This is a genomic window from Bradyrhizobium sacchari (assembly GCF_002068095.1).
GTDB classification, from domain to species: Bacteria; Pseudomonadota; Alphaproteobacteria; order Rhizobiales; family Xanthobacteraceae; genus Bradyrhizobium; species Bradyrhizobium sacchari.
Map to the genome: position 1 here is coordinate 19,778 of NZ_LWIG01000007.1, position 25,821 is coordinate 45,598.

The 25,821-nt window shown below is 65.5% G+C and carries 24 protein-coding genes and 2 pseudogenes; 5 read left to right on the forward strand and 21 right to left on the reverse strand.

All coding sequences use genetic code 11. The annotated features are described in order from the left end of the window. The first annotated feature begins 129 nt into the window (after positions 1-129). The gene (locus A5906_RS06525) at positions 130-1,458 is read left to right on the forward strand and encodes a dicarboxylate/amino acid:cation symporter (protein ID WP_080134440.1); all 1,329 of its coding nucleotides are present in this window, start codon (positions 130-132) and stop codon (positions 1,456-1,458) included. A gap of 175 nt (positions 1,459-1,633) precedes the next feature. On the opposite strand, the gene A5906_RS06530 is transcribed toward A5906_RS06525, so the two are convergent. The 10 genes from A5906_RS06530 to A5906_RS06575 form a co-directional block, all read right to left on the reverse strand. After that, positions 1,634-3,247, reverse strand: a complete 1,614-nt coding sequence (locus tag A5906_RS06530) for an ABC-F family ATP-binding cassette domain-containing protein (protein WP_080134441.1) — start codon at positions 3,245-3,247, stop codon at positions 1,634-1,636. 164 nt (positions 3,248-3,411) lie between these two features. After that, on the reverse strand, positions 3,412-3,759 hold the full coding sequence (locus A5906_RS06535) for a RidA family protein (protein WP_080134442.1): 348 nt from the start codon (positions 3,757-3,759) through the stop codon (positions 3,412-3,414). A 12-nt stretch (positions 3,760-3,771) separates the two neighbouring features. Next, entirely contained in the window at positions 3,772-4,893 is a 1,122-nt protein-coding gene (locus A5906_RS06540) for an NAD(P)/FAD-dependent oxidoreductase (protein WP_080134443.1), read from the reverse strand. Further along, the gene (locus tag A5906_RS06545; RefSeq protein ID WP_080134444.1) at positions 4,890-6,308 is read right to left on the reverse strand and encodes an FAD/NAD(P)-dependent oxidoreductase; all 1,419 of its coding nucleotides are present in this window, start codon (positions 6,306-6,308) and stop codon (positions 4,890-4,892) included. The genes A5906_RS06540 and A5906_RS06545 overlap by 4 nt, the downstream gene beginning before the upstream one ends. Next, complete coding sequence (locus A5906_RS06550) at positions 6,305-6,601, reverse strand: (2Fe-2S)-binding protein (RefSeq protein WP_080134445.1); 297 nt, start codon at positions 6,599-6,601, stop codon at positions 6,305-6,307. The genes A5906_RS06545 and A5906_RS06550 overlap by 4 nt, the downstream gene beginning before the upstream one ends. A 28-nt stretch (positions 6,602-6,629) precedes the next feature. After that, a complete protein-coding gene (locus tag A5906_RS06555) occupies positions 6,630-7,766 on the reverse strand; it encodes an NAD(P)/FAD-dependent oxidoreductase (protein ID WP_080134446.1) in 1,137 nt (378 codons plus the stop codon). Positions 7,767-7,774: 8 nt separating this feature from the next. Then, complete coding sequence (locus A5906_RS06560; RefSeq protein WP_080134447.1) at positions 7,775-8,581, reverse strand: ABC transporter permease; 807 nt, start codon at positions 8,579-8,581, stop codon at positions 7,775-7,777. Beyond that, positions 8,578-9,453, reverse strand: coding sequence for an ABC transporter permease (locus tag A5906_RS06565; RefSeq protein ID WP_080134448.1), 876 nt, complete (start codon positions 9,451-9,453; stop codon positions 8,578-8,580). Before A5906_RS06565 ends, A5906_RS06560 begins: the two co-directional genes overlap by 4 nt. Further along, positions 9,450-10,490: an ABC transporter ATP-binding protein gene (locus tag A5906_RS06570; RefSeq protein WP_080134449.1), complete on the reverse strand. Its 1,041-nt coding sequence runs from the start codon at positions 10,488-10,490 to the stop codon at positions 9,450-9,452. The genes A5906_RS06565 and A5906_RS06570 overlap by 4 nt, the downstream gene beginning before the upstream one ends. A 23-nt stretch (positions 10,491-10,513) precedes the next feature. Further along, entirely contained in the window at positions 10,514-11,548 is a 1,035-nt protein-coding gene (locus A5906_RS06575; protein ID WP_080134450.1) for an ABC transporter substrate-binding protein, read from the reverse strand. Positions 11,549-11,823: 275 nt separating this feature from the next. On the opposite strand from A5906_RS06575, the gene A5906_RS06580 reads away from it, so the two are divergent. Further along, on the forward strand, positions 11,824-12,747 hold the full coding sequence (locus A5906_RS06580) for a LysR substrate-binding domain-containing protein (protein ID WP_080134451.1): 924 nt from the start codon (positions 11,824-11,826) through the stop codon (positions 12,745-12,747). Here the strand turns inward: A5906_RS06580 and A5906_RS06585 are convergent. The 10 genes and pseudogenes from A5906_RS06585 to A5906_RS06625 form a co-directional block, all read right to left on the reverse strand. Continuing rightward, positions 12,737-14,110 (reverse strand): amidohydrolase family protein, encoded by a 1,374-nt coding sequence (locus A5906_RS06585; RefSeq protein ID WP_080134452.1) that lies wholly within the window; start codon positions 14,108-14,110, stop codon positions 12,737-12,739. The two genes, A5906_RS06580 and A5906_RS06585, sit on opposite strands and share 11 nt — an antisense overlap. Further along, the gene (locus A5906_RS06590) at positions 14,107-15,690 is read right to left on the reverse strand and encodes an ABC transporter substrate-binding protein (protein WP_080134453.1); all 1,584 of its coding nucleotides are present in this window, start codon (positions 15,688-15,690) and stop codon (positions 14,107-14,109) included. Before A5906_RS06590 ends, A5906_RS06585 begins: the two co-directional genes overlap by 4 nt. A gap of 21 nt (positions 15,691-15,711) precedes the next feature. Beyond that, positions 15,712-16,368 (reverse strand): aspartate/glutamate racemase family protein, encoded by a 657-nt coding sequence (locus tag A5906_RS06595; RefSeq protein WP_080134454.1) that lies wholly within the window; start codon positions 16,366-16,368, stop codon positions 15,712-15,714. A gap of 8 nt (positions 16,369-16,376) precedes the next feature. Then, positions 16,377-17,261 carry a polysaccharide deacetylase family protein gene (locus tag A5906_RS06600; protein ID WP_080134455.1) on the reverse strand — a complete coding sequence of 295 codons (885 nt, stop codon included), beginning with the start codon at positions 17,259-17,261 and terminating at the stop codon, positions 16,377-16,379. Continuing rightward, complete coding sequence (locus A5906_RS06605) at positions 17,248-18,063, reverse strand: ABC transporter substrate-binding protein (protein WP_080134456.1); 816 nt, start codon at positions 18,061-18,063, stop codon at positions 17,248-17,250. The genes A5906_RS06600 and A5906_RS06605 overlap by 14 nt, the downstream gene beginning before the upstream one ends. 14 nt (positions 18,064-18,077) lie before the next feature. Beyond that, on the reverse strand, positions 18,078-18,606 hold a 529-nt coding region (locus A5906_RS06610; RefSeq protein WP_245326619.1), incomplete at its 5' end, for an amino acid ABC transporter ATP-binding protein. Between the two features lies 1 nt (position 18,607). After that, positions 18,608-18,835 (reverse strand): annotated as a pseudogene (locus A5906_RS43965) (ATP-binding cassette domain-containing protein); the annotation flags it as partial. After that, positions 18,832-19,689: an amino acid ABC transporter permease gene (locus tag A5906_RS06615; RefSeq protein WP_080134457.1), complete on the reverse strand. Its 858-nt coding sequence runs from the start codon at positions 19,687-19,689 to the stop codon at positions 18,832-18,834. The gene A5906_RS06615 and the pseudogene A5906_RS43965, both read right to left, overlap by 4 nt. Continuing rightward, positions 19,686-20,513, reverse strand: a complete 828-nt coding sequence (locus A5906_RS06620; RefSeq protein WP_080134458.1) for an ABC transporter substrate-binding protein — start codon at positions 20,511-20,513, stop codon at positions 19,686-19,688. Before A5906_RS06620 ends, A5906_RS06615 begins: the two co-directional genes overlap by 4 nt. 50 nt (positions 20,514-20,563) lie before the next feature. Then, the gene (locus tag A5906_RS06625) at positions 20,564-21,520 is read right to left on the reverse strand and encodes an N-carbamoyl-D-amino-acid hydrolase (protein ID WP_080135196.1); all 957 of its coding nucleotides are present in this window, start codon (positions 21,518-21,520) and stop codon (positions 20,564-20,566) included. Positions 21,521-21,671: 151 nt separating this feature from the next. Here A5906_RS06625 and A5906_RS06630 point away from each other — a divergent pair, with 151 nt between their 5' ends. Then, positions 21,672-22,598 (forward strand): LysR family transcriptional regulator, encoded by a 927-nt coding sequence (locus A5906_RS06630; RefSeq protein ID WP_080134459.1) that lies wholly within the window; start codon positions 21,672-21,674, stop codon positions 22,596-22,598. 46 nt (positions 22,599-22,644) lie between these two features. Continuing rightward, positions 22,645-23,352: a type 1 glutamine amidotransferase gene (locus A5906_RS06635; protein ID WP_080134460.1), complete on the forward strand. Its 708-nt coding sequence runs from the start codon at positions 22,645-22,647 to the stop codon at positions 23,350-23,352. Positions 23,353-23,701: 349 nt separating this feature from the next. On the opposite strand, the gene A5906_RS06640 is transcribed toward A5906_RS06635, so the two are convergent. Continuing rightward, complete coding sequence (locus tag A5906_RS06640) at positions 23,702-25,264, reverse strand: adenylate/guanylate cyclase domain-containing protein (protein ID WP_080134461.1); 1,563 nt, start codon at positions 25,262-25,264, stop codon at positions 23,702-23,704. A gap of 192 nt (positions 25,265-25,456) precedes the next feature. Between A5906_RS06640 and A5906_RS43970 the strand changes: the two are divergent. Beyond that, positions 25,457-25,821: pseudogene (locus A5906_RS43970) on the forward strand (enolase C-terminal domain-like protein); the annotation flags it as partial.

The following is a 25,821-nucleotide window of genomic DNA, read 5'->3' on the forward strand; positions in this document are numbered from 1 at the left end:
TTGCGGTGCAGCGATTGATGTTCGTGCGATCCGACAAAAATGTGATTGTCGCTTCTGCGGCGGCCATCACATGATGCAAGTCATGCAAGATTCAATCTTGCAAAATCAATGTGTTCCGGGGCTCATCATATGACACAGATTGCGATCCAGCCAGCCGTCCACCGCCGGCACCAGCCCTGGTACAAGATCCTCTACATCCAGGTGCTGATCGCGATCGCGCTCGGTGTTCTCATCGGCTATTTCTTTCCCGATCTCGGCAAGGCGCTGAAGCCGCTCGGCGACGGCTTTATCGCGCTGATCAAGATGATGATCGCGCCTGTCATCTTCTGCACCGTGGTGCACGGCATCTCCTCGATGGGCGATCTCAAGCGCGTCGGCCGGGTCGGGCTGAAGTCGCTGATCTATTTCGAAACGGTCTCGACCGTCGCGCTCGCGGTCGGCCTGCTGGTCGGCGAGATTCTCCAGCCCGGACACGGCTTCAACATCGATCCGGCCACGATCGACCCGAAATCGGTCGCAACCTACGTCACCAAGGCCAAGGAAGAGGGCATCGTCGCCCATTTGATGGCGATCATTCCCGACAGCTATGTCGGCGCGATTGCGCGCGGCGACCTGCTCCAGGTGCTGCTGATCTCGATCCTGTCGGGCTTTTCCATCGCCTTTCTCGGCAAGGCCGGTGAGCCCATTGCGGAGGCGATCGACAAGGCGGCGAAGATGTTCTTCGGCATCATCCGCATCATCGTTCGGGTCGCGCCGATCGGCGCCTTCGGCGCGATGGCCTTCACCGTCGGCGCCTACGGCCTCGGCTCGCTGCTCAACCTCGTCGCCCTGATCGGCACGTTCTATCTCACCAGCATGCTGTTCGTCTTGATCGTGTTAGGTGCAATCGCCCGCCTCGCCGGCTTCTCGATCCTGCGCTTCATTGCCTACATCAAGGACGAGCTTCTGATCGTGCTCGGCACCTCGTCCTCGGAGACGGTGCTGCCGCAGATGATCCAGAAGATGGAGCATCTCGGCGCCTCACGCTCGGTGGTCGGCCTGGTAATTCCGACCGGCTACAGCTTCAACCTTGACGGCACCAACATCTACATGACGCTGGCGACCCTGTTCCTCGCGCAGGCGACCAACACGCACCTGACGATCTGGCAGGAGCTCGGCATTCTCGGCATCGCCATGATCACCTCCAAGGGCGCATCGGGCGTGACCGGCGCCGGCTTCATCACGCTCGCCGCGACGCTGTCGATCGTGCCTGACATCCCGATCCAGTCCATCGCGATCCTGGTCGGCATCGACAAGTTCATGAGCGAATGCCGCGCGTTGACCAATCTGATCGGCAACGGCGTTGCCTGCGTCGTCATCAGCATCTCCGAAGGCGAACTCGATCGCGAGGCGCTGCACGAGACCATGGCACATCCGCTGGAGGTCGGCGAGGCGCTGGAACCGGGCGGCAACGCGTGAGCTGCCGCACCCCGGTTCCGACGCGGTAGTTTCCCGGAGTAGAAAATTGCTGCGGCACGAGTCACAACAGCGATGTTGGGATCACTGATTGATACTCATTCATTCCACCCGGCGCGCTGGGGGCAGGGCGTCGGGTTTTTGATCATCATCATCGCGCTGGGATCGAGAGGCGGGATCAAACGATCCCGCCATCGGCGCGCTGCACGCTGGCGGCAAGATCGAGCCGTCGCGTGATCCCGATTGCCTGCAGGAATGCCTCGTCATGACTGACGACGAGCAACGCGCCATCATAGGCTCTCAAGCCTGATTCAACGGCCTCGATGGACGCGATGTCCAGATGATTGGTCGGCTCGTCCAGGACCAGCAGAGACGGCGGCATTTGTCCGCCCAGCACACAGGCAAGGCCGGCGCGAAACATCTGTCCGCCGCTGAGATGTCCGACGATCTGCAAGGCCGCATCGGCGCGAAACATGAACCGCGCCAGCGCGGCATGGCATTCATTCGCACCAGCCTTCGGATTGAGGCGTCCAAAATTCTCCAGGATGGAGATCCCGGGATCGAGCAGGCTGACCTTCTGGTCGAACAGCGCGAAGTCCGGCCTGACCCTCACGGTGCCCGCGAGCGGACGCAATTCGCCCGCAACGAGCTTCAGCAGCGTCGTCTTGCCGGAACCGTTCGGGCCGACCAGCGCGACCCGTTCCGGTCCGACGATCGCGAGCGAAAGATCGCGCAAGACCGGCGGCTCGGGCGGATAACCGGCGCTGATCCGGTCCAGCGAAAGCACCTCCCTGCCCGCCGGCAGGTTCGTGGCGGGCAGCTTGACCGACAGCGGCTGGAGAATCTCGATGCGCCGGCGCGCCGTGTCGACGGCCTCGTGGGCCTCCGCGCGCCGCCGCTCGGCGATCTGCGCGTCTCTGCCGCCAGTGTCTTCGCTGCGATCCCGTCGCGCGCCGGCAAGGATGCGTGGCATGTCGCCCTTGGCGCGCTTCTTCCGGCCGCCGCTGTCCTTGCGCGCTTTCTTCTCCGCGATCTCCTGCGCTTTGCTGTCGATCTCGGACAGGCGCCTCTCGGCGTGCGCGAGGTCATGCCTCACGGCCGCGAGCTCGACGGCCTTCCGTGCGCGAAAGCTGCTCCAGTTGCCGCCGTATCGCGCGGCGCCGAGCGACGTCAGCTCGACGATCGCATCCATCGTGTCGAGCAGATCCCGATCGTGGCTGACCACGATCGCTCCGCCGCGCCAGGTGGCGAGGAGATCGGTCACGGCCTTGCGTCCGTCCCGGTCGAGATTGTTGGTGGGCTCGTCCAGCAGGAGGAAGTCGGGCTCGGCGAACACCAGCGCGGCAAGGCGGACCCGCGTGATCTGGCCGCCGGACAGGCAGGAGAGCTCTGTATCCGGCGCAAGATCGAACCCGACGCGCGCCAGAGCGGCTTCCAGCCGCGCTTCGAGCGTCCAGTCGATCGCAGCGATCTCGTCGGCTGAGGCATCGCCCCGCGCGGCGCGGCGAAGCAACGCCAGCGTCTGCCGCACACCGAACAGATCGGCCACGGTCGCGCCCGCGAGCACCCGCACGTCCTGACGCAGCAGCCCGATGGTGCCGCTGATCAGAACGCGCCCGGATCGGGGAACGTCTTCCCCTAGAATCGACGCAAGCAACGTTGTCTTTCCGACGCCGTTGCGGCCGACGAGACCCGTGCGCTCGGCGGCGAATGTCAGGTCGATGTTGTTGAGAAGAGGACGGCCGTCAGGCGTGGACAGCGACAGGTTCGACAGGATGATTGATGCAGGCATGGAATTCCCCGGGAGCAAGGCGGATGAGCGTTGCGGTCGGGGTGAAATCCATGGCTGCGAATATCCAGGTTGAGGAACTCCCTAGGTAGTCCCATCCCAGGGCGAGATCAAGGCGCGGGGACGACGGCGCGAGACCGCCGGCGTCCTTTGTTGGGCCTTCGCGATCACGCCTTGAGCGCGGTGACCACCACCTCGATCAGCGCGCCGCCGCCGAGATCGGCGACGCCGACGGTGGCGCGGGTTGGCAGATTGTCGCCGAAGAACTCGGTCCAGGCCGCGTCCATCTCCTTCTTCTTGGAGAGATCCGTGACGAAGATCGAGGCGCTGACGATTCGGCTCTTGTCGGTGCCGGCTTCCTTCAGGTAGCCGGCGATTTTGCCGAGGATGTTGCGGGTCTGGTCGCCCATCGAGACCGAGGTGTCGTCGGCGATGGTGCCGCCGACGAAGACGAAGCCGTTGGCTTCGACCGCACGGTGCATGATGGGCGTGCGGATGCTGCGGGTGATGCTCATGATTTCCTCTTCTTAGAGCGTGGCGGGATGGAAGCGGTCGATGCCGAGATCGCTGACGCGGGTCTGGGTGCCGCCATTGACGATCAGCTCCGCCATGACGGCGCCGGCGCCGGGACCGAGCTGGAAGCCGTGCAGCGAGAAGCCGAACTGGTGATAGAGGCCCCTGTGGCGAGAGCTCGGCCCGAACACGGGGATGTCGTCCTTCATCTTCGCCTCGATGCCGGCCCAGGCACGGACTATGGTCGCGCTGCGCATTACCGGGAACAGCTCGAACACGGTCTGCGCGCTGGTCGCAAGGCTCTTCCAGTCCAGCACCGTCTCGTTGCGGTCCTGATAGGGTGTTGCGAGATGGCCGCCGCCGATCAGCACGGTGCCGTTCTTGAACTGCTTGAAGGACAGCTTTCGCCCGCGCAGGATCACGACGGGGTCGATGAAGTGCGGCACGCGCGAGGTGATCATCAGCATCGGCGCCACGGTCTCGACCGGCACCGGCTCGCCGAGATCGGCCGCGATCTTGCCGGCCCAGGCGCCGGCTGCATTGACCAGCACCGGCGCCGCAAATGTTTCAGTGCCGGCATCGACGGACCAGAGACCGTCGCTGTGCCGGATGTTGCGGGCAGCAACGCCTTCGCGCACGGTCGCACCTAACTGCTCGGCCTTTCGGCGGAAAGCCGTCGTCGTCTGCGCTGGATTGGCGGCGCCGTCGCGGCGCGAGACCACGCCGCCGGGGCAGGTCTCGGCCACCGCGGGCACCAGCCGGCGCAATTCGGCCGCATCGATCAGCTCCTCGTGGGTGAAGCCAAGCGCGTTGAGTTCAGCGACACGCGCACGACAGGTCGCAAGCTCCTCCTCGTTCTCGGCGACGAGGACCTGGCCGTAGCTCTCAAAGCTGCAATCATCATCGAGAAGATCGGTGATCTTCTCCCAGATTCCCATCGAGCGGATCGAGAGCGGTATCTCCGGGATGTGCCGGGCGAGCTGACGCACCCCGCCGGCATTGACGCCCGAGGCGTGGCGGCCGGCATAGTCCTTCTCGATCAGCACCGGCTTCAGGCCGGCAAGGCACAGATGCAGCGTGGTCGAGCATCCGTGGATGCCGCCGCCGACGACGATCGCATCCACGTTCGTGCTCATCCGCGCACCACGGCCTTCACGTCGGCCTCGGACTTCGGAACGGCGGCGAGCTCGGCAAGCGTGATCGGCTTCACCGGCGCGCGCAGCCGGTAGTAGCCGATCTCTTGCGGAGACTTGCCGCGCGCCTGCGCCATCAGCTCGGTGACGGTGAGGCCGCAGAGCCGTCCCTGGCACGGGCCCATGCCGGTGCGGCGATAGGCCTTGAGCTGGTTTGGTCCGGTCGCGCCGATCGCGACGGAATCGAGAACGTCCTTGGCCGTCACTTCCTCGCAGCGGCAGACGATGGTGTCGCCCGAGGGAATCCGGAATTGCGGCGCCGGGCGGAACAGCGTGTCGAGGAAAACGCGGCCGCGCTCCGCCTTTGCGAGATCGGCGCGGAGCGTTGCCATTGCGGGAAGTCTTGCGGCAGAAGCGGGCGCAAGGGCTTCGACCGCGGCCCGCGCGGCAATGCGGCCGCGCACCGCGGCCGCATTGGCACCGCCGATGCCGGCGCCATCGCCGGCGACCGCAATGCCGGTGACCGAGGAAGCTCCGTTCGCGTCCAGCATCGGCGACCAGCACAATTGCAGATCATCCCAGCGATGCTCGATGCCGGCGGACATCGCGAGATTGACGTTGGGCACGACGCCCTGGTGCAGCAGCAGCAGGTCAGCGGAAATGGTCTCGCGCTTGCCGCCCGCGACATAGCTCACGCTGGCAAGCTGGCCGTCGCCGGAGGCCGCAAGCTCGGTGACGCCGGAGACGATCTGCACCTTCGCCTTCACCTCGCGCATCATGGAGAGGCCCTTGGCGAAATAGGGCGAAGTCAGGAACGCGAAGGCGTGCGGCAGCGCGGCGACGTAGTTGCCGCGTTCAGTCGTATCAAGGATGCGATCGATGCGGCCGCCGAGGCGCAAGATCTGCGCGGCGAGCAGCCAGAGCAACGGTCCTTGCCCCGCGATCACCGTGCGGCCGTCGGGCACCAGCGCCGAGGACTTCAGCATGGTCTGCGCCGCGCCCGCGGTCATCACGCCCGGCAGCGTCCAGCCTGGAATCGGAAACGGCCGCTCCAGTGCGCCGGTCGCGAGGATCACGCGCTTCGCCTTGACGAAGGCCGAGGCGCCGCCGATCGAAACGGCGATGTCGAGATTGCGGTCGAGGCTCCAGACCGTCGCCCGATGGATGACCTCGGCATTGCTCGCGCGCAGCGACTGCACGAGATCGGCGCCGACCCAGTAATCCGCGCCGAGCTTGTTGCGGTCGGTGACCGGCGTCGAGGAGATGGCACGAAACACCTGGCCGCCGGGGCCGATATTCTCGTCGAGCAGCAGCGTGGAGAGGCCGGCTTCGGCGGAGGTCGCCGCGGCAGCGAGGCCGGCAGGCCCGGCACCGATCACCACGACGTCATAGTCTTCGCGCTTGGGAGCCACAGTCATTTTCCGATCTCCCGCTTGCCCATCTGGATTTCGATCTGCATGCCCTCGGCGACAGGCACGAGGCAGCCCTGGCGATTACCGACGCCGTCGATGGTGACGAGGCAGTCGAAGCACACGCCCATCATGCAATAGGGCAGCCGCGGCGCGCCGCTGACTGCAGTGGATCGCCGCGCGTCGCGGCCAGATGCCAGCAGCGCGGCGGAGACGGTGTCGCCCTGACGTGCGGCGACAGCGACGCCGTCGACGAAGATCTGCACCTGTGGCCGCTTGTCCAGTTCGGATCGCTTAAACATGGGGATGCCTCTAGGCTCCTTGATATCTCTAATAGCCGCTGCCGTTGGCAGCACCCGCACCGCCAAAGCGGCTGGCCGAGAACGCGCCGACCAGCTCCGGCTCGAGCGCACCCTGCGCCACCATGCGCGCGATCTCGAAAGCGTGGTTGGAGGCGAGCGTCACGCCGGAATGGCAGCAAGCGACGAAGGCGCCGGGATGTGTCTCCGACTGGTCGTAGATCGGAAAGCCGTCCTGCGGCATGACGCGGATGCCGGACCAGCTCCTGACCACGTTGAGCCGCGACAGATGCGGGAACATCCGCTGCGCGCGATCGGCCATCACGCCGCTGATCAAGGGGTTCAGCACGCGATCGTTCAACTCGTCTTCCTTGCTGTCGCCGATCATCACCGTGCCCTCGTCGGTCTGGCGGATCGTGGTCAGCGGATGCGGCAGGAACGGCATGGTGCGCTCGGTCACGACGACCTGGCCGCGGGTCGGCCCCATCGGCGCATAAAGGCCGACCATCGGCGCAAGCGTCTGGTTGGCGTTGCCGGCGGCAAGCACGATCTTGGCGGCACGCAGCTCGCCGTCGGGCGTCGTCAGGCGGAATTCGCCGCCGCTCTTGCTGATCGCAGAGACCGGACGCTCTGGAAAATAGTCGATGCCGAACGCCTTGAAACCGGTGTGGAACGCGCGGAACGTGCGCAGCGAATTGACGTGGCCGTCGAGCGGGCAATAGCTGCCGCCGGAGACCTCGGGTCCGATCAGCGGCAGCGCGTTCCTGATCTCGGAGGGCCGCAGCATCTCCATCTTGTAGTCGGCCGCGCCGACCTGGTTGTGCATGCGCTTGACGAGCTCGGTGCGCTGGCCGAATTCGTCCTCGCCGAGCGTGAGATGAAAGCCGCCGTTCTGCTGCAGCGAAACATCGAGCCCCGTCTGCTGCTTCAGCTCGGAGGCGAGCCGACCCCATGCCTGCGACGCCTGCACGGTCCAGACCGTATAGGCAGGCATGCCCAGACCCTTGCTCTGTACCCAGACCAGCGCGAAATTCGCACGCGAGGCGCGCTTGGTGATGTCACCTTCGTCGAGCACGGCGACCTTCTTGCCGAGGCGGCCGAGGCCCCAGGCAATGGCGGAGCCGAGCAATCCGCCGCCGACGACGGCGACGTCGTATTCTCCTGACATGAGTTCTCCTATCGTCCCGTGTCGCCCTTACCGGCGAGCACGCGGTCGAGCCCGTAGAAGCGGTCGAGCAGAATGAGGGCGGTCATGGTGATCGCGATCACGCAGGCCGAGACCGACGTCACCAGCGGATCGATGTTGTCCTGGATGTAGAGGAACATGCGCACCGGCAGCGTCTCGGTGCCGGGCGCGGCGAGAAAGACGGTCATGGTGAGATCGTCGAAGGACTGGATGAAGGCGAGCGCCCAGCCGCTGATCACGCCCGGCAGGATCAGCGGCAAGGTCACGCGTCGGAACAGCGTCCAGCCGCCGGCGCCGAGCGAGACGGCGGCCATCTCGACGGTGCGGTCCATGCCGGTCGCGGCCGCCAGCGTCAGCCGCAGCGCGAACGGAAACACGATGATGACATGGGCGATGATCAGCGCGGCGAAGCTGCCGCCGAGCCCGGCCGAGGTGAAGAAGCGCAGGAAGGCGATGCCGAGCACGACATGCGGGATCATCAGCGGCGACAGGAACAGCGCCGCGAGCGCATCGCGGCCGCGGAAGCGATAGCGCGCGATCGCCAGCGCCGCCGGCACAGCGAACAGCAACGCAACGAAGGACGAGAGCGCACCGAGGCCGAGGCTGACCCAGAAGGCATGGATGAATTCGGGGTAGTTCAGGATCGTCCTGAACCAGCGCAGCGAAAAGCCGTTGGTCGGCAGCGACAGAAAGCCTTCGGGCGTGAAGGCGACGAGGCAGACCACCAGGATCGGCGCCACCATGACGACGACGAAGACGGTGTGGAAGATCAGCGCGAGCGGGCCGTTCCGGCTCATCGGAACACCTCCGCGTAGCGTCGTTCAATCAGCGCGTTGCTGCCGACGACGATCAGCACCAGCGCAACCAGCAGCAACGTGGCGACCGCAGCCCCCAGCGGCCAGTTCAGCGTGTTGAGGAATTCGTCGTAGGCGAGCGTCGCCGCGACCTTGAGCCGGCGGCCGCCGATGATCGCGGGCGTCGCGAACGCGCTGGCCGAAAGCGAGAACACGATGATCGCGCCCGAGAGCACGCCCGGCATGATCTGCGGCATGATGATGCGGCGGATGATGGTCACGGGTCCGGCACCGAGCGACATCGCGGCATTCTCGATCTGCGGATCGAGCCGCTGCAGCGCCGCCCACACCGACAGCACCATGAACGGCATCATGACATGGGCGAGCGCGACCACCATGCCGGTTTCGGTGAACATGAATGGAATTGGAGAGCGGATCGCGCCGAGCGACATCAGGAGCTTGTTGACGAGGCCGTTGTTGCCGCCGAACAGCAGCGCCCAGCCGAGCGTACGCGCCACCACGGAGATCAGCAGCGGCCCGAGGATGACGAGCAGGAAGAAGCTCTTCCAGCGGCCGCTCATGCGGTTGAGGATGTAGGCTTCGGGCGCGCCGAGAACCGCGGTGAGGAACGTCGTCAGGATCGCGATGCGAAACGTCCGCCAGAACATCTCGGCGTAATAGGGATCGGTCGCGATCTCGTGCCAGTTCTTCAAGATGAAGATCGGCTCGATGCCTTTGTACTGACCCCAATCGTGGAACGACAGCATTACCGTCATCGCCAGCGGAATCAGCAGCACGCCGACGAACAGCATCAAGGCGGGTGCCGTCAGTGCCCACGGCGCACGTGCGCTGCGCTCCTCGGCGGCCATGCTCATACGACGGCCCTCGCGCGCACGCTCATGTCCTCGGGACGCCAGGTGAGGCGAACCGCGTCGCCCTCGGCCGGCTGGGCCTTGCCGTCATTCTGGCGGATCACGATCGCCGGGCCACACTCGCTGTCGCACTGGAACAGCCAGTGGTTGCCCTGGAAGATGCGCGTCATGATCTTTGCGCTGAGCCCCGTATCGCCAAAGCCGATTCTTTCGGGGCGAACGCTGACGGTCACGGGACCGCCGAGCCCGGCCGGCGCCGGTGCACGCCAGGAGCCCGCCACCAGTTGCGTCGGCGACACGGTCCTGTCGATCGTCCCGGCAAAGTCATTCGTCTTGCCCAAAAATTGCGAGACGAAGGCCGAGGCCGGCTTCTCATAGGTCTCCTGCGGCGAGCCGATCTGCTCGATCCTGCCCTGGCTCATCACCACGATGCGGTCGGACAGCGACATCGCCTCGTTCTGGTCGTGGGTGACGAGGATGGTGGTGGTGCCGATGGTGCGCTGGATCTGGCGGAGCTCGATCTGCATCTCCTCGCGGAGCTTGGCGTCGAGATTGGACAACGGCTCGTCGAGCAGCAGCACGCTCGGCTTGATCACCAGCGCGCGCGCCAGCGCCACGCGCTGCTGCTGGCCGCCGGACATGCGGCGCGGATGGCGGTCCTCGTAACCGGCGAGCCCCACCATCGCGAGTGCGGCGCGGACGCGCTCGGCCCGTTCGTTGCGCGGCACGCCACGCATCTCGAGGCCAAAGGCGACGTTCTCCGCCGCGGTCATGTGCGGAAACAGCGCGTAGCTCTGGAACACGATGCCGAGGCCGCGCTTGGCCGGATGGATCGCGGTCAGGTCCTTGCCCTCGAGACGGATCGCACCGCGCGTGGGATCGAGAAAGCCCGCGATCATCTGCAACGTCGTGGTCTTGCCGCAGCCGGACGGGCCGAGGAAGGAGATGAATTCCCCCTTCCCCACCGACAGGCTGAAGTCGTCGACCACGGTCTGTGCGCCGAACTGTTTGGCGACCCGATCGAGCTCGAGATAGGCCATGACTCCGTCTCCGCTGCGACCGATCAGCGCTCGACCTCGCGATTCCAGCGCTTGGTCCACTCCTCGCGCTTCTCGTTGATGATGGTCCAGTCCGGGTTGTAGAGCTTGGCCGCGCGCTCGCCGATCGGCGCCATCTTGCCGAGCTCCGGAGGGATCACCAGCGACTTGAGCACCGGGCCGTAGCCATAGTCCTTCAGCATCACGAGCTGGATCTTCGGGTCAAGCAGCATCTTGACGAAGCTCGAGGCCAGCGGCGAGGCGTTGGGCTTGGTGATCGGGCAGGCCGTGGTCAGCAGCGTCGCGGCGCCTTCCTTGGGATAGACGAAATCGACGGGGAAGCCGGTATTGGCAAAGCTCTGCACGCGGCCGGTGCCCCATACCGCGATCACGGCCTGGCCGGACTGGAACAGCTCGGTCATCTTGCCCGGCGACGGCTCATAGGCGAGCACGTTCGGATTGATCTCTTCCTTGAAGATCTTGAAGCCGGAATCGACATTGGTCTCGCCGCCGCCATTCATCTTCGACAGCATCACCAGCGCTTCGAGACCGTAGGTGTTGTTGATCGGCGGGATCACGAGCTGCTTGGCGTATTTCGTGTCCTTGAGGTCGTTCCACGAGGTCGGCGGCGCCCAGCCTTTCTCCTTGAACACCTTGGTGTTGTACATCAGGCCGGTCGCGACGATGCCGATCGCGACCGCGCGATCGTCCTTGAAGCGCGCGGTGTCGTAGAGATCGGCCGGCAGGCCGTCGAGCTTGCCGCAGAAGCCGAGCTGGATCGCCTGGTACATCGGGCCGTCGTCGACGATGGCGACGTCGATCTGCTGGTTGCCCTTCTGCGCCTGGAGCTTGGCCAGCGTGTCGGTGGAGTTGCCGGCGACGTATTCGACCTTGACGCCGTTCTCCTTCTCGAAGGTCGGGATCACCTCGTCGCGGATGGTTTTCTCGAACGAGCCGCCGTAGCCGGCGACATAGAGCGTTTTCTGCTGGGCCGAGGCGACCGACGGGGCGGCAATGAGCGCCGCAATGCTGACCGCTGTCAGAAGGCGAAGTGTCTTCATATGGACCGATCTCCAATACCGGAATGAGGTGACGTGCCGACGAGTCTCGCTGGCTGAAGTGCCTTCCGCATCTCCTTCCGCGCCAATCCGTCTCCGATCAGGGCTCCGGCCCCCATTCGGCGGGTTTTGGCGCGATCTGCAGGCTCGACCCCCTCCAATCTGCCGAAAAAGCGGGCTGACCCCAGTCCTGATGAAAAAGATCGCAACCTATACTTCCATCGTCCAATGAATAATGACACCCTTTGCATGCGTAAATGTTATGATTGGAATTGGGGATGGCGCGGATCAATTCGCGGCAGGTAGAGGCCTTCCGGGCGATGATGCTGACCGGCAGCGTCACCGAGGCGGCCAAGCTGATCGCGGTGACTCAGCCGGCGGTGAGCCGGCTGCTGCGCGACCTCCAGGCGCTGCTGAAAATGGAGTTGTTCGAGCGCCGCGGCACCGGACTCGTGCCGACCGCCGCGGCGATGGCGCTCTACACCGAAGTGGAGCGCTCCTTTGTCGGCCTCGAACGCATCACGGCCGCGGCCGAGGAAATCCGGGGACGCCGCACCGGCTCGCTGCGGATCGCCGCGCTGCCGGCGCTGGCGAATGGATATCTGCCACGCCTTGCCGGACATTTCCTGATGGAGCGGCCCAATCTCAACCTCGCCTTCTTTGGCGTGATCTCGCCGATCGTGGTCGACTGGGTGCTGAACAATCAGTGCGACATCGGCTTTGCTGAGGTGCCGATCGCGCATTCCGGCTTGCCGAGCCAGCGGCTGCCGGCAATGGCGCGCGTCGCGGTGCTGCCGACCGGTCATCGCCTCGCGGAGAAGGAGGTGCTGGAGCCGCGCGATTTCGAAGGCGAGACGTTCATCTCGCTGTCGGCGGGATCGTCAAGCCGGCATCTCGTCGACCAGGTCTTCCACCGTCACGATGTCCGCCGCGTGCTCCGGGTCGAGACCACGCTGTCGGAGATCATGTGCGGCATGGTTTCGTCAGGCCTTGGGGTTGCGATCTGCGATCCCTTCACCGCGCAGGAATTTTCAACGCGGGGCGTCGTCGTACGTCGCTTCCTGCCGCGCATCGACTTCGAGTTCTCCGCGGTCTTTCCGGCACAGCGCAGCCCCTCACCGGTGGCGCTGGATCTGGTCGAGACCGTGCGCAAGGCGCTGGTGGAGTTCGACGCTCTGCCGAAGGTCGCGATCAGCCGTTGAACGCGGCCTGCGCTTCCGGCAGATCCCAGATCTTGCCGATCGCGGCGCTGCCGGCGGCGGTGATCGCGGCTTCGTCCGCACCGAGACAGCGTCCCTCATCGATCAGCACGCGGCCGTCGACCATGACCTGGTCGATATTGGCTCGGTTGGCGAGCGCGATCAGCGCGCGGCGCGGGTCGAACAGCGGCTGAAGATGCGGATGGGTGAGATCGACGACGGTGAGATCGGCGGTCGCGCCCGGCTCGATGCGGCCGAGATCCGGCCGCTTGATGACGTCGGCGGCGACAGCCGTGTTCGCCTCGATCAGCTCGGGTGAATTCGCGACGTCGGGGCGGGCGGAGGTGACCTTGGAGATCAGCGAAGCCGCATTGAGCTCGCCGAGCAGGTCCATGTTGTAGCCGTCGGTGCCGACCACGGTGCGGACGCCGTGCTCGGCGAAACGGCTGAACGCCGCGGTGACACCGGCACGCGCGAACACGCGCGGGCAGTTCAAGACGGTCATGCCGCGCGCGGCCATCAGCTTGAGATCGTCGTCGCTGCTGAACATGCAGTGCGCCGCCATCAGGTCGGGCGCGAGTAGGCCGAGCCAGTCCAGATATTGCGCCGGCGTGCGGCCGCCATAGCGCTTGCCGATAGTCTCGACCTCGCCCCGGCTCTGCGCCATATGCGTCGTGATGGGGACGCCGAGCTCGCGCGCCCGGGTGGCGCAGGCCCTGAGCAGATCGGGCCCGCAGGTGTCGGTGGCATGCGGGCTCATCGCGAGCGAGATGCGGCCGTCGCCGCGATTGTTCCAGCGCTGATAGAGCGCGTCCCACGTCGCCATGTCGGCAGCACCATCATCGCCGGAATAGCGGACCACACCGTCGGGGCCGGCCTTGGCATCCGACGTCGAGAACAGATAGGGCGCGCCGTAGAAGCGAATGCCCATCTCGTCCGCGGCATCGAACATTTCGGGAATCGAATTGCGGAACGGCTCCATCACCGTGGTGGCGCCGCCCTTGAGGAGCTGGAGGATGCCGAGCCGCGCCACTGCGAGGCGCTCCTCTGCCGACAGGATCTCGGCGCCGCGCTTGGTGAGCGGCAGCAGCACCGTGTAGACGATGCTCTGGTTGTTCTTGCGGCCGTTGCCATCCTCGGTGTGACTGCGCGCGACCGCCTCGGAGAAGCAGTGATTGTGCAGGTTCAACAGACCCGGCAGCACGAAGCGGCCGGGACGGTCGTAGACTGCATCGGCGCGCGGCTTGTCGCGCGTGACTGCGGCGATCCTCTTGCCTTCGACCAGGACCCAATGGTCGCGCAGCACGTCCTGCGCGCCGTCTTTCCGTGACAGCACATAGCTGCCGAAGATCGCTGTTGTGCTCATGCGGGGCGTACGTTCCAGAACACGGCGGTGCCGTCGAGAATGCCGGTGATGGCTTTGCGATAGGCGGTCGGCTGCTTGTACAGGCCGATCGGAATATAGGGGATTTCCTCGAACGCGACCGCCTGGATCTCGCGGCAGACGCGCTGCTGCTCGGCAAGCTCGGAGGCCGCCAGCCACTGACTGCGCAGCTCGCCCATCTTCGTGCTCGCATACCAGCCGGCGACCTTGCCTTCGCCGCGGATATTGGTGTTGCCGGCCGGGTTGAGCCAGTCGATACCCTGCCAGTTGCCGACGGCCGCGCTCCAGCCGCCTTGCCCGATCGGGTCCTTCTTCAACTGGCGCTGCAGCACGACGGCGAAATCGAGCCCGGCATATTCGACATTCATGCCGGCCTTGCGCAAGCTATCGACCGCGATCTCGCCGAGCGGTTTTTGCGCCAGCGAGTTGGTGGGCACGAGCAGCACGATCTTTTCGCCGTTGTAGCCGGCGGCCTTCAGGTCGGCCTTGACCTTGTCGTAGTTGCGCGGGCCGCGGAACACGTCGAGGCCGACGTTGCTCGCCATCGGCGTATCAGGGGCGAAATAGCCGATCGGCGAGACCTGGAAGGCCGGATCGGTGCCCGCGACTGCGGTCATGAACGCCGACTGGTCGATCGCACCGAGCAGCGCGCGGCGGATGGCGGGTTTGTCGAACGGCGGCTGCAGATGATTGAGGCGCAGCATGCAGGCATAGCCTCTGGGATCGAGGACGCGCGTCTCGATGTCACCGGCGGCCTTGATCACCGGCAAGAGATCATGCGGCGTGGTCTCCTGCCAATCCTGCTCGCCGGTCTGGAGCGCGGCGACGCCGGTGCCGGCATCGGGCGTGGTGGTCCAGACCACGCGATCGTAGTGCACGATCTTCGGCCCGGCGGTCCAATCCGGCTTGCCGTCGGCGCGCGGCTGGTAGCGCTCGAACCTGGCGTAGGCGTTGCGGGCGCCCTGCACGCGCTCGTCGGCGAGGTAGCGGAACGGGCCGCTGCCGATCACCTCGGTGAGCGGCTTGAACGGGTCCTGGCTCGCCAGCCGCTCCGGCATCATGAAGCAGGCATTGATCGCGGCCTTGCCTAGCGCCTGCGGCAGCAGCGGGAACGGACGCTTGAGAAGGAAGCGAATGGTGCGGTCGTCAGCGGCAGACAGCTCAACAGTCGCGTCCATCAGCTCGCCGCCAAAACCGTCGCGCGCCGCCCAGCGACGGATGCTGGCAACGCAGTCGCGGGCGAGCACGCGTTCGCCGTCGTGCCAGAACAGGCCGTCGCGCAAGCCGAGGTCCCACTGCAGCTGGTCGCTGGAGATCGCATGACCCGACAGCATCTGCGGCGAAACCTGCAGTGATGAGCTCATCCCGTAGAGCGTGTCGTAGACCATGAAGCCGTGGTTTCGCGACACCTGCGCGGTCGAATAGATGGGGTCGACGAAGGCGAGATCGATGACGGGAATGAAGCGCAGCGTAGACTGCGATTCGGCGCGCACGAGGCCCGGCAAGGACAGCGCCGGCATGGCAGCGGCGGCCTTGAGGAGCGAGCGGCGGGAGATGGGCATGACAGGCGGCTCCTGAAGGATTTACGTGTTCAACAAGACCGCGCCGATGGCAGCGGCGACCGCTTGCTGCGCCGGCTCGACGACGGGCACGCCGATCGCCTCCGCGATCGCCGCGCGGTGCAACGCCATGCCGGCGCAGCCCATCACCACGACATCGGCGCGGCATTGGGTGACCAGCGCACGGCCCGCGTCGATCAGGCGGCCGCGGATGTCTGCACCTGCCGTCTCGGCCGCGCTCGCGCCGACCGACCAGCTCCCGGCATAGCGGCCATCGACGCCCATCACGCGGGTCATGCGCTGCTGGCGGCGAATGCTCGACGGCGACAGCGCGATAATGCCAAAGCGCTCGCCCAGCATCAGCGCACGGAAGATGCCGCATTCCGCGATGCCCATGACCGGGCGGCCACCGGCGGCTTCACGCACCGCATGCAGGCCTGGATCGCTGAAGCAGGCCAGCACGAAGGCATCGGCCTTGTCGCGCGACACACGATCGACCAGGGGCATGACGACGCTGTCGGCATCGCGCTGCGAGCTGATGCCCGGCGGGCCCTCGGCAAGGCCGACCACCTCGATCTCAGGCCCGCCGGTGATGCGCAGCGGCGCCACCGCGTCGTCGATCGCCGCCGTCACCGACGCCGAAGAGTTGGGGTTGATGACGAGGATACGGCGACGGGTCATGGCTGGGCTCAGCGGTTGGCCGCTTCATGGCGCAGGAAGTTTCCCGCGATCTTCTCGCCGGTGGTGATCCACACGTCGGGACACGACTTTGCGTAAGTGAGGAACTCGCGTAGCAGGCGCAGCCGCATCGGACGGCCGCTGCATTGCGGATGCAGCACCGTCGTCACCATCGCGCCCCAGTCGCGGACCTCATCCAGCTCGTCCCTCCACATCGAGAGCACATGCTCCTTGGGGAAGATCGAGCGCGGGCTGAAGCGCGCGGACAGGCCGTGCATCCAGTCGTCATAGCTCGCGGTGACCGGCAGCTCGATGGTGCCGGGTTTGCCGTCGGCAAGCCGATGGCGATAGGGCCTGACATCATCGCGGAATGAGGACGTGTAGACGATGCCATGCCGCACCAGCGCGACGCGCAGCTCCTCGGTGAACTCGCCATAGGGCGCGCGATAGCCGGTCGGCTTGACGCCGAGCCGGCGCTTCAGCGCCTCGAAGCCGCGCTCCAGCTCCTCCTCGATCCAGGGATCACCGGGATCGGGCAAGAGATGGTGATAGCCGTGATGGCCGATCTCGTGGCCGGCCTTCAGAATCGATTCGGCCATCGCCGGATGCGCATCCACCGACCAACCCGTGACGAAGAACGTCGCCTTGAGATCGAGCTGGTCGAGCAGCTCCAGCAGTTTTGGCGTGCCGGCGCGCGCCTCATAGCCGCCATAGCTCATGGTGATGAGCCGCTGCGCGTGCATCGCGTCCTTGCTGGTCCAGGCGCTCTCGGCGTCCACGTCGAATGACAGGAACATCGCGGATGTATACGGCTTCGGCCAGGGATATTCGGGCGCGGGATCCGCGGTGTTGGCCGGAACGAGCGGGATGCTCTTGAGTGCCTTACTGTCCAGCATTGATGGTCGCCTTCTCTAATCCGTTGTCGTTGAGTTTCCACTTCGCCAGCAGCGTCCTGTAAGTGCCGTCGGCAATCAGCGCGTCGACGGCCTCGAGAGTGGCCTGCTGAAGCGCCTTTTCCTTGACCGGCAGCGCGATGCCCGTGAACTGCGTCGCGATGGGCTCGCCGACCGGCGCATAGGTGCCCGGCTCGAGGTCCATCAGATAGGGCAGCGTCTCATTGCCCTGCACGGCGGCGTCGATGCGGCCCTGCCGGAGCTGCGTGCGTGCATCGGCCGAGCCGTCGGTGCCGACGAACTGGATCGGGTTGCCGCCGCAATTCTTCTGGCTCCACTTGTCGATCTCGGCCGGAAACATGGTCCGGCGGCTGGCACCGACCTTCTTGCCGCAGAACGCAGCCATGTCCTTGAATTCGGACGCACGGGACTGCTGCACGAAGAATTTTGGACCGCTGCGCAGATAATCGACGAAGGACGCGATCTCGTGCCGGCTCGCATAATCGGTGAAGCCGGACAGGATGGCATCCACCCGCCCCGTCGAAATCGACGGCATGAATTCGGCAAAGCTGGTCTCGGTCCATTCGATCTTGACGCCGAGCTTGCGGCCGATCGCCTCGCCGAGATCGATGTCGAATCCGGACAGCGCATTGGTCGCGGGATCGCGGAACTCCATCGGCGGATAGTTCGGCACCAGCGCCACCTTGAGGCTGCCGCGCTTGGCGATATCAGGCGGCAGCTCGATCGCCATCGCCGCTGCACTCATGGCGCCCAGCAACGCCGCCGCAATCAAAAGCCTCTTCATCGCCACCCCCAATGTCAGATCACTGCCGAAAGAAATGCCTTGGTGCGCTCCTCGCGCGGCGCGCCCAACACGTCGGAGGCGCGGCCCTGCTCGATGATCGCGCCCTGGTCCATGTAGACGACACGGTCGGCGACCTCGCGCGCGAAGCCGAGCTCGTGCGTCACCACCATCATGGTCATGCCGCTCTTCGCCAGCTCCTTCATGACCGCAAGCACCTCGCCGACGAGCTCGGGATCGAGCGCGCTGGTCGGCTCGTCGAACAGCATCAGCATCGGCTTCATCGCGAGCGCGCGCGCAATCGCCACGCGCTGCTGCTGGCCGCCGGAGAGCTGCGCGGGATAGGAGTCCGCCTTGGCCGCCAGCCCGACGCGCCGGAGCAGCTCCAGTGCCTCGGCGCGCACCTCATCCAGCTTACGCCCCTGAACCTGGGTCGGGCCCTCGGTGATATTCTCGAGCGCGGTCTTGTGCGGGAAGAGATTGAAGCGCTGGAAGACCATGCCGGTCTTGAGCCGCTGCCGCCCGATCTCGCGCTCGGAGAGGCGGNCCCGCCGTGCTCGCGCACGCCCAGCAGCTCGCCGTCGAGCCAGATGCCGCCGGCATCGATCGCAGCCAACTGGTTGATGCAGCGGAGCAACGTCGTCTTGCCCGAGCCGGAGGCGCCGATCAGGCACATCACCTCGCCGGGCCAGACGTCGAGCGAGACACCTCTGAGAGCCTGGAACTCTCCAAAATTCTTGCTGACGGAGCGGATCGCGACGAGGGGTTTTGTCATCGCGCCAGCCGCAATGTGCCGCGTGCAAAACGGCGTTCGAGCAGCATCTGCAGCGGAGTCAGGATCGAGACCACCAGCAGGTACCAAAGCCCGGCGACGATCAGGAGCTCGATGACGCGGGAGTTGGCGTAGTAGATGTTCTCGGCGTTATGCAGCAGCTCCGGGTACTGGATGACGCTGGCGAGCGAGGTCGCCTTCACCATGCCGATGAACTCGTTGCCGAGCGGCGGGATCACGACGCGCATCGCCTGCGGCAGCACGATGCGGCGCAGCGCGCGCAGCCGCCCCATCCCGATCGCCTGCGCCGCCTCATATTGCCCGACGTCCACCGACAGCATGCCGGCGCGCATCACTTCCGAGGTGTAGGCGCCCTGGTTGATGCCGAGCCCGAGCAGCGCGGCGAGGAACGGCGTCATGACGTCGACGGCCCGCGCGCTCCACAGGCCGGGGATACCGATGGTCGGGAATACCAGCGCGAGGTTGAACCACAGCAGCAGCTGCAGGATCAGCGGCGTGCCGCGGAACAGCCAGGTGTAGCCGGCGGCCACCGTCTTCAGCACCGGATTGGGCGACAGCCGCATGATCGCGACGACGATGCCGAGCACGATGCCCAGCATCATCGCCAGCATCGCCATCACCATGGTGTTGACGATGCCTTCGAGAATGACCTTCACGGTCAGGAAGCGGCTGACATAGGACCACTCGATCTGGCCATTCGCAAAGGCGCGCACGATCGCCGCCAGCACGAGGACGATCAGGGCCGCGCTGATCCAGCGAAACCAATGCGGTTCGCGCGCGATCCGCACGCCCGACAGATCGGGGAATCCCTCCGCGAGTGCCGGCGCCGGCTTCATTGCGGCGCCGCGTTCAGCATGGGCTGGGCCACCGCGTTCGTCCCCAAGCCCCATTTGTCGAGAATGGCCTTGTAGGAGCCGTCGGCGATCATGGCGGCGAGCTTCTCGGTCACGACCTCGCGCAAGGCCGCATCGTCCTTGCAGAACATGATGCCTTGATAGCCCGTGGACAATTGCTCGCCGATGACGCGGTATTTTCCGGCTTCCTGGGTCTGCGCATAGGGCAAGGTCTCACTGCCCTGGACCGCGGCATCGATGCGGCCCTGCTTGAGCTGGTTGCGGACGTCGATCGAATTCTCGCCGGGCACATACTGGATTGCCGGCTTGCCGGCCGCCTCGCAGTTCTGCTTGCTCCATTTCTCGATCTCGAGCGGAAATGCGGTGCTGCGCGTGGTCCCGACCTTCTTGCCACAGAGATCGGTCGCAACTTTCGCCGCGCTCTCGGTCAGCACGAAGAATTGCGGACCGGTGGTCAGATAATCGACGAAATCTGCCGTCTCACGTCGCGAGCTACGGTCCTGGATGCCGCTGATGATGAAATCGGCGCGCTTGGTCTGGAGCGAGGGAATCAGCTCGGCGAACGGCGTCTCGCTCCAGACGATCTTGAGCCCGCCGAGCCGCTTGGCGAGCTCGCCCGCGAGATCGATGTCGAGCCCGACCAGTTCGTTGGTCGCGGGATCGCGATATTCCATCGGCGCGTAGGTGGAGTTGACCGTGAGCTTCAGCGCGCCAGCCTGCTTGATCTCGGCCGGCAGCTCCGCCGCTTGCGCGGACGTGGCGGCAGCCAATGCTGCGAGACCGAGAGAAAGCGAGAGGCGTGTCATGTCAGCTCCTTTGCCCATGTCAGCTCCTTTGCCAGCGCCGTGCCACTTGCTCAGTCGGCATCGAGAACGGCCGGCTCTATGACGCCTGCGCGTTCGGTGATCACTCGGTATTGCTCCGGCCGCCGGTGGGCGGCGAAGTTGAACATCTTGTCCTTGCCCTGGCGGCAGAGATCGAGGTCGATGTCGGCGACGATCACCTCGTCCGCGAGCGTCTGCGCCTGTGCGACGATGCGGCCGTTGGGATCGACGATACAGGAGCCGCCGATCAGCCCGGAGCCGTCCTCCTCGCCCGCCTTCGCCACCGAGATCGCCCAGGTCGCGTTCATGTAGGCATTGGCCTGCGTCACCAGCGTCGAGTGGAAGGTGCGCAATGCGCCGTCTTCCGTCGTGCCGCCGTTGGGATCATAGGCCGCCGAATTGTAGCCGATGCAGACGAGCTCGACACCCTGCAGGCCGAGCACGCGCCAGGATTCCGGCCAGCGACGGTCGTTGCAGATCATCATGCCCATGATGGCGTGCGCCCAGGCCGAGCCGGCGCGGAAGGCGGGAAAGCCGAGGTCGCCATATTCGAAATAGCGCTTCTCGAGCTGCTGGTAGCGCGCGCCCTCGCGCGGCTCGACCGAGCCCGGCAGATGCACCTTGCGATAGCGTCCGAGAATCTCGCCGTCACGATCGACCAGGATCGCGCAATTATAGCGCCGGCCGTCCGGCGTCAGCTCGGCATAGCCGACATAGAATCCGACGCGCAGCGCACGCGCGCGGTCGAACAATTTTGCGACCGCCGGGTTCGGCATGCCGCGCTCGAAATACTGGTCGAGCGCCTCGCCTTCCAGCAGCCAGCGCGGGAAGAAGGTGGTGAAGGCAAGCTCCGGAAACACCACGAGGCTGGCGCCGCGGCCGGCGGCCTCCTCCAGCAATGCCAGCATCCGCGCCAGCGTATGCTCGCGCGAATCTGCTTTTTGCGTCGGCCCCATCTGGGCGGCGGCGGCGCGAAGGACACGAACCAAGATTGCCTCCAATCTGTGCGCAATGCTGCCTCAATGGGCGAATGAACCCATTGATGCAACGCGCAAATCCGCTGTCATTACGGAGAAGCGGGGCTGCAAAATCAATTCGTTCTGCTATGATCTTTTGGCCCTGAGTATAATCGGCAGTGATATGAACCTGCGCCAGCTCGAGATCCTGCGTGCCGTCATCCGCCACCGCACCACCGTCGCGGCAGCGGACGAGCTGGCGCTGTCGCAGCCCGCGGTCAGCAACGCGCTGAAGACGATGGAGGCGCAGGCGGGCTTTGCGCTGTTCGAGCGCGTCAACAACCGGCTGTTTCCGACCGCCGAAGCGATGGCGCTCTACAAGGAGAGCGAGGCGATCTTCGCGCTGCACGCCAAGCTCGAGAGCCGCGTGCGCGATCTGCGCGAGAACCGCTCCGGGCATCTTGCGATCGTCGCGACCCCGCCGCTCGCCTACAGCATCATCCCCTCCGCACTCTCGGGCTTTTTGCGCCGTCGCCCGGAGACGCGCGTGTTCTTCGACGTGCGGCGCTACGAGGGCATCATCGAGGGCGTGCTCAGCCGTGTCGCCGAGCTCGGCTTCGCGCTCGGACTGACACATCATCCCGGCATCGCGCATGAGGTCGTGCACACCGGCGAGATGGTCTGCGTGCTGCCGCCGCAGCATCCGCTCGCAGGCAAGCCCGTGATATCGGCCGCGGACCTGTCCGGCCTGCCCTTTATCGGGCTCGAGCGTGGCACGCGGCTCGGCGAAGCCGTGCGCGACAGTTTTGCCCGTGCTGGCGCGCCGTTCCAGCCCACCGTCGAAGTTCGCTACTGCAACACCGCCTGCGTGCTCGCGGCTGCCGGCGTCGGTGCCGCGGTGGTGGACCCGTTCTCGCCGCGGCAGAACGGCGCCAGCGGCCTCATCGTCCGGCCGTTCACGCCGACGACGCACGCGGTCGCCTACATGCTATGGTCGGAGGCCGAGCCGCTGTCGCGCCTTGCCAAGGCGTTCCTCAACGAAGTGCGCAAGGAAAGCGCGCTGCTGGAGCGCACAGCGCCACACCAGCAACATGGGGCAGAAAGCGACTGAGCTTTGCAACCCTTTGACCTTGTCCTTTTGACCTTTTGGGGGGCACATGGCACGCATCACCATCATCGAGACCGGGCAGGTCCCGCCAAAATATCGCGAGCAGCACGGCTCGTTCCCCGACATGTTCGAGCGCATGGTCCGCACCGAGGATCCGACCGCGACGGTCGAGGTCGTCAGCATCCCCAACGGCGATGCGCTTCCCGATCCCAGCAAGCTCGAAGCGGTGCTGATCACGGGTGCGGCCGCCGGCGTCTATGACGGGCTCGACTGGATTGCGCCGCTCGAGGACTTCGTCCGCAAGGCCTACACCAACAAGACGCCGATGGTCGGCGTCTGCTTCGGCCATCAGCTGATCGCACAGGCGCTCGGCGGCACCGTGCGCAAATCCGACAGGGGCTGGGGCATCGGCCGCCATGTCTACCAGGTTCTGCCGGAGAACGGCGTCGTCGACGGCGAGGTGGTCGCGATCGCCGCCTCGCATCAGGACCAGGTGATCGAGCCGCCAAGCGACGCGCTGACGATCCTCTCCTCCGAGTTCACCCCGCATGCCGGCCTGCTCTACGCCAATGGCGCAACGCTGACGGTACAGCCGCACCCGGAGTTCGATGTCGCGTTTGCGGGAGTTTGCTGCGACCTGCGCGACGGCAAGGCGCCGGAGGATGTCGTGGCCACGGCAAGGGCGTCGCTGGCGGAACCGATGGACAGCGCGAAGCTCGGTGGGGCGATCACGCGGTTTCTGGCGAAACGTTCCTAGCTACCGAGCTCGCGGCACGCTCCTCTTCCCTTCTCCCCTTGCGGGAGAAGGTGGCGCGAAGCGTCGGATGAGGGGTCTGTCTCAGCGCGTTCAAATAAGAGTTGGATTCGCGAAGAGAGACCCCTCACCCGGCTTCGCTTCGCGAAGCCCCGCCCTCCCCGCAAGGAGAGAGGGAGCACAGCGGAGCGCGCGGCGACACCCCGCCTCTATCCGACTTTCGCAAATTGACCGGAGCGAACTCCCGCCACAGCAAAGGTGCGTTCCCTCCCCCGTTGCGGGGCAGGGTTAGGGAAAGGGGTACCGCACGGGGACTCTCTCGATCAGAAGGCCGCTACGTGAGGCAGCACCCTCACGCCGGCTTCAGCGAGGCCAGCGCGTTCTCGAGCAGCGAACGTACGCGTGCGGCATCGCCGGATTTCACCACGGCCGGGTCGAGATAGAGCTCGAGCCCCGGCGCGCGCTCGGTGATAATCCCGCTTTTCTCGGCCGCAGAATCGTTCAACGCGTCGACCGAATAGGGAATCACCTCGCGGCTGATACCCTTCATGGTGATCGCCGGCAACGCGTGGGCGCGGACGATGTCGCTGACGAGGGCGAAGGTCTCGTAGCTCAGCACGATGCCACCGGGCTCGGCGATGGATTGCAGGCGCGCGGCCAGGTTCGCCTCCGCGCCGATGATGGTGTAGTCCATGCGGTCGCTGCTGCCGAAATTGCCGACATTGCAATAGCCGGAATTGATGCCCATGCGCGAGCGGAACGGCTGCTCGATGCCGGACGCGCGCCATTTCGCGTTGAGCTCGGCAAGGCGCTGCTGCATGCGCCAGGCCATCTGCAGACAGGCCTCCGCGTCGGCGCGGTCACCCTTGGTCTCGGGATCGCCGAAGAAGATCAGCATGGCATCGCCGATGAACTTGTCGACCGTGCCGCCATATTCGAGGGCGATCGCCGACATCTCGGTGAAATATTCGTTGAGCAGCTGCGTCAACTGCTCCGGCTGAAGCCGCTCCGCGGTCGCGGTGAAATTCTGGATGTCGGAGAAGAAGATGGTGAGCTTCTTGCGCTCGGTGTGGATGGTGACGTCCTTCTGGCCCGAGAAGATGCTCTTGTAGACCTGCGGCGGGATGTAGCGCGAGATCTTCATCGACAGCGAGGCCAGGAAGTCGTTGGCGGATTCCAGCTCCTTGTTCATGGTCTTGATGCGCCGAGCCTGACGGCGCTGCAGCGACAGGAACGACAGGCCGCTGCCGGCGGCGATCAGGAAATAGGCCAGCAGGAACTTGAACGAGAAGATGTTGGCGGCGATCGGCTGGGCGATGATCACCTCCTGGATGCCCCTGATGTCGCCGACCTTCCAGTCCTTCTTCGGGCTCTCGGGGTGGCTGTTGTGGCAGCTGACGCAGGCCGGGCCCATGGTGACGGGGGCAACTAGCCGGACCTTGTCGGAGAACAGCGAGGTCTCGGTCTCCACGATCTTCTGCTCGGGGTCCTTGCGCAGCGCATCGAGGGCGTCCCTCTCGAACTTGTCGAGCTGGTGCGGGGCGCGGTTCTGGAATGGGAAGTCCGAGACGAAGCGGTAGGTGATGTTCTCCTGCTGCGCGCCGATCACCCGGCCGAGCTCGAGTGACAGCGTCGCCGGGATCGGGATTGCGCCGGGAACGGATTCGTAATTGTGCACGACCCGGGTCGTGCCGTTGGGATTGGCCAGCACCCGCCCGACCACGTTGGTGGCGTAATAGCTGCGCACGCTCGTGATCACCGAATTGAGATCGGCGGCCTGCCGGCGCAGCGCGGTCTTGGAGAGCTCGGTCAGGTCCAGCCACACCGCGAGCGGCAAGGCAAGCAGCAGGAAGGCAATCCCGACACCGGTCAGGACACCGCTCTTGCGCTGTTCTTCGGAGATCTCTTGTTTCACCCTGTGGCTCCGTTGTGTGCGAATTTGCCGCAAATCACACGGATTTGCGGCACGGCCTGCGGCGGCACAGAGCCAATAAAAGCAGGCCCGCGCAACCCCATTTTATGGTGGTCGCGCCAGGCGCCTTTCCGTTTCATGACGAATGTTTAAGATCGGCATCAACCCGCGTTGATCATTCCGGAACCAGTGCCCATGACCGAGATCATCCGCATCAAGCGCTTCCATGCGCGCCCCGTGATCGTGCCGATGAACCTGCCGCTCCAGATCTCGACCGGGGCGGTCGCCAGAGCGCCGCTGGTGCTGATCGACTGCGAGACCGACCAGGGCGCGGTGGGCCATGCCTACCTGTTCTCGATCACCCCGTCGGCGTTGCGGCCGCTGACGGCGATGGTCACGGAAATGTCGGAGCTCGTCGCCGGCGACGAGCTGCTGCCGTTCGAGATCGAGCGCAAGCTGACCCAGCGCTTCACCCTGCTCGGCCTTGCCGGCCTGCAGCGGCTGGCGCAATCCGGCATCGACATGGCGGCCTGGGACGCGCTCGCCCGCACACGCGGCCT

Coding starts and splice junctions, on each gene's coding strand:
- A5906_RS06525 (WP_080134440.1), top strand. CDS start 130: ATGACACAGATTGCGATCCAGCCAGCCGTCCACCGCCGGCACCAGCCC.
- A5906_RS06530 (WP_080134441.1), bottom strand. CDS start 3,247: ATGCCTGCATCAATCATCCTGTCGAACCTGTCGCTGTCCACGCCTGAC.
- A5906_RS06535 (WP_080134442.1), bottom strand. CDS start 3,759: ATGAGCATCACCCGCAGCATCCGCACGCCCATCATGCACCGTGCGGTC.
- A5906_RS06540 (WP_080134443.1), bottom strand. CDS start 4,893: ATGAGCACGAACGTGGATGCGATCGTCGTCGGCGGCGGCATCCACGGA.
- A5906_RS06545 (WP_080134444.1), bottom strand. CDS start 6,308: ATGACTGTGGCTCCCAAGCGCGAAGACTATGACGTCGTGGTGATCGGT.
- A5906_RS06550 (WP_080134445.1), bottom strand. CDS start 6,601: ATGTTTAAGCGATCCGAACTGGACAAGCGGCCACAGGTGCAGATCTTC.
- A5906_RS06555 (WP_080134446.1), bottom strand. CDS start 7,766: ATGTCAGGAGAATACGACGTCGCCGTCGTCGGCGGCGGATTGCTCGGC.
- A5906_RS06560 (WP_080134447.1), bottom strand. CDS start 8,581: ATGAGCCGGAACGGCCCGCTCGCGCTGATCTTCCACACCGTCTTCGTC.
- A5906_RS06565 (WP_080134448.1), bottom strand. CDS start 9,453: ATGAGCATGGCCGCCGAGGAGCGCAGCGCACGTGCGCCGTGGGCACTG.
- A5906_RS06570 (WP_080134449.1), bottom strand. CDS start 10,490: ATGGCCTATCTCGAGCTCGATCGGGTCGCCAAACAGTTCGGCGCACAG.
- A5906_RS06575 (WP_080134450.1), bottom strand. CDS start 11,548: ATGAAGACACTTCGCCTTCTGACAGCGGTCAGCATTGCGGCGCTCATT.
- A5906_RS06580 (WP_080134451.1), top strand. CDS start 11,824: ATGGCGCGGATCAATTCGCGGCAGGTAGAGGCCTTCCGGGCGATGATG.
- A5906_RS06585 (WP_080134452.1), bottom strand. CDS start 14,110: ATGAGCACAACAGCGATCTTCGGCAGCTATGTGCTGTCACGGAAAGAC.
- A5906_RS06590 (WP_080134453.1), bottom strand. CDS start 15,690: ATGCCCATCTCCCGCCGCTCGCTCCTCAAGGCCGCCGCTGCCATGCCG.
- A5906_RS06595 (WP_080134454.1), bottom strand. CDS start 16,368: ATGACCCGTCGCCGTATCCTCGTCATCAACCCCAACTCTTCGGCGTCG.
- A5906_RS06600 (WP_080134455.1), bottom strand. CDS start 17,261: ATGCTGGACAGTAAGGCACTCAAGAGCATCCCGCTCGTTCCGGCCAAC.
- A5906_RS06605 (WP_080134456.1), bottom strand. CDS start 18,063: ATGAAGAGGCTTTTGATTGCGGCGGCGTTGCTGGGCGCCATGAGTGCA.
- A5906_RS06615 (WP_080134457.1), bottom strand. CDS start 19,689: ATGAAGCCGGCGCCGGCACTCGCGGAGGGATTCCCCGATCTGTCGGGC.
- A5906_RS06620 (WP_080134458.1), bottom strand. CDS start 20,513: ATGACACGCCTCTCGCTTTCTCTCGGTCTCGCAGCATTGGCTGCCGCC.
- A5906_RS06630 (WP_080134459.1), top strand. CDS start 21,672: ATGAACCTGCGCCAGCTCGAGATCCTGCGTGCCGTCATCCGCCACCGC.
- A5906_RS06635 (WP_080134460.1), top strand. CDS start 22,645: ATGGCACGCATCACCATCATCGAGACCGGGCAGGTCCCGCCAAAATAT.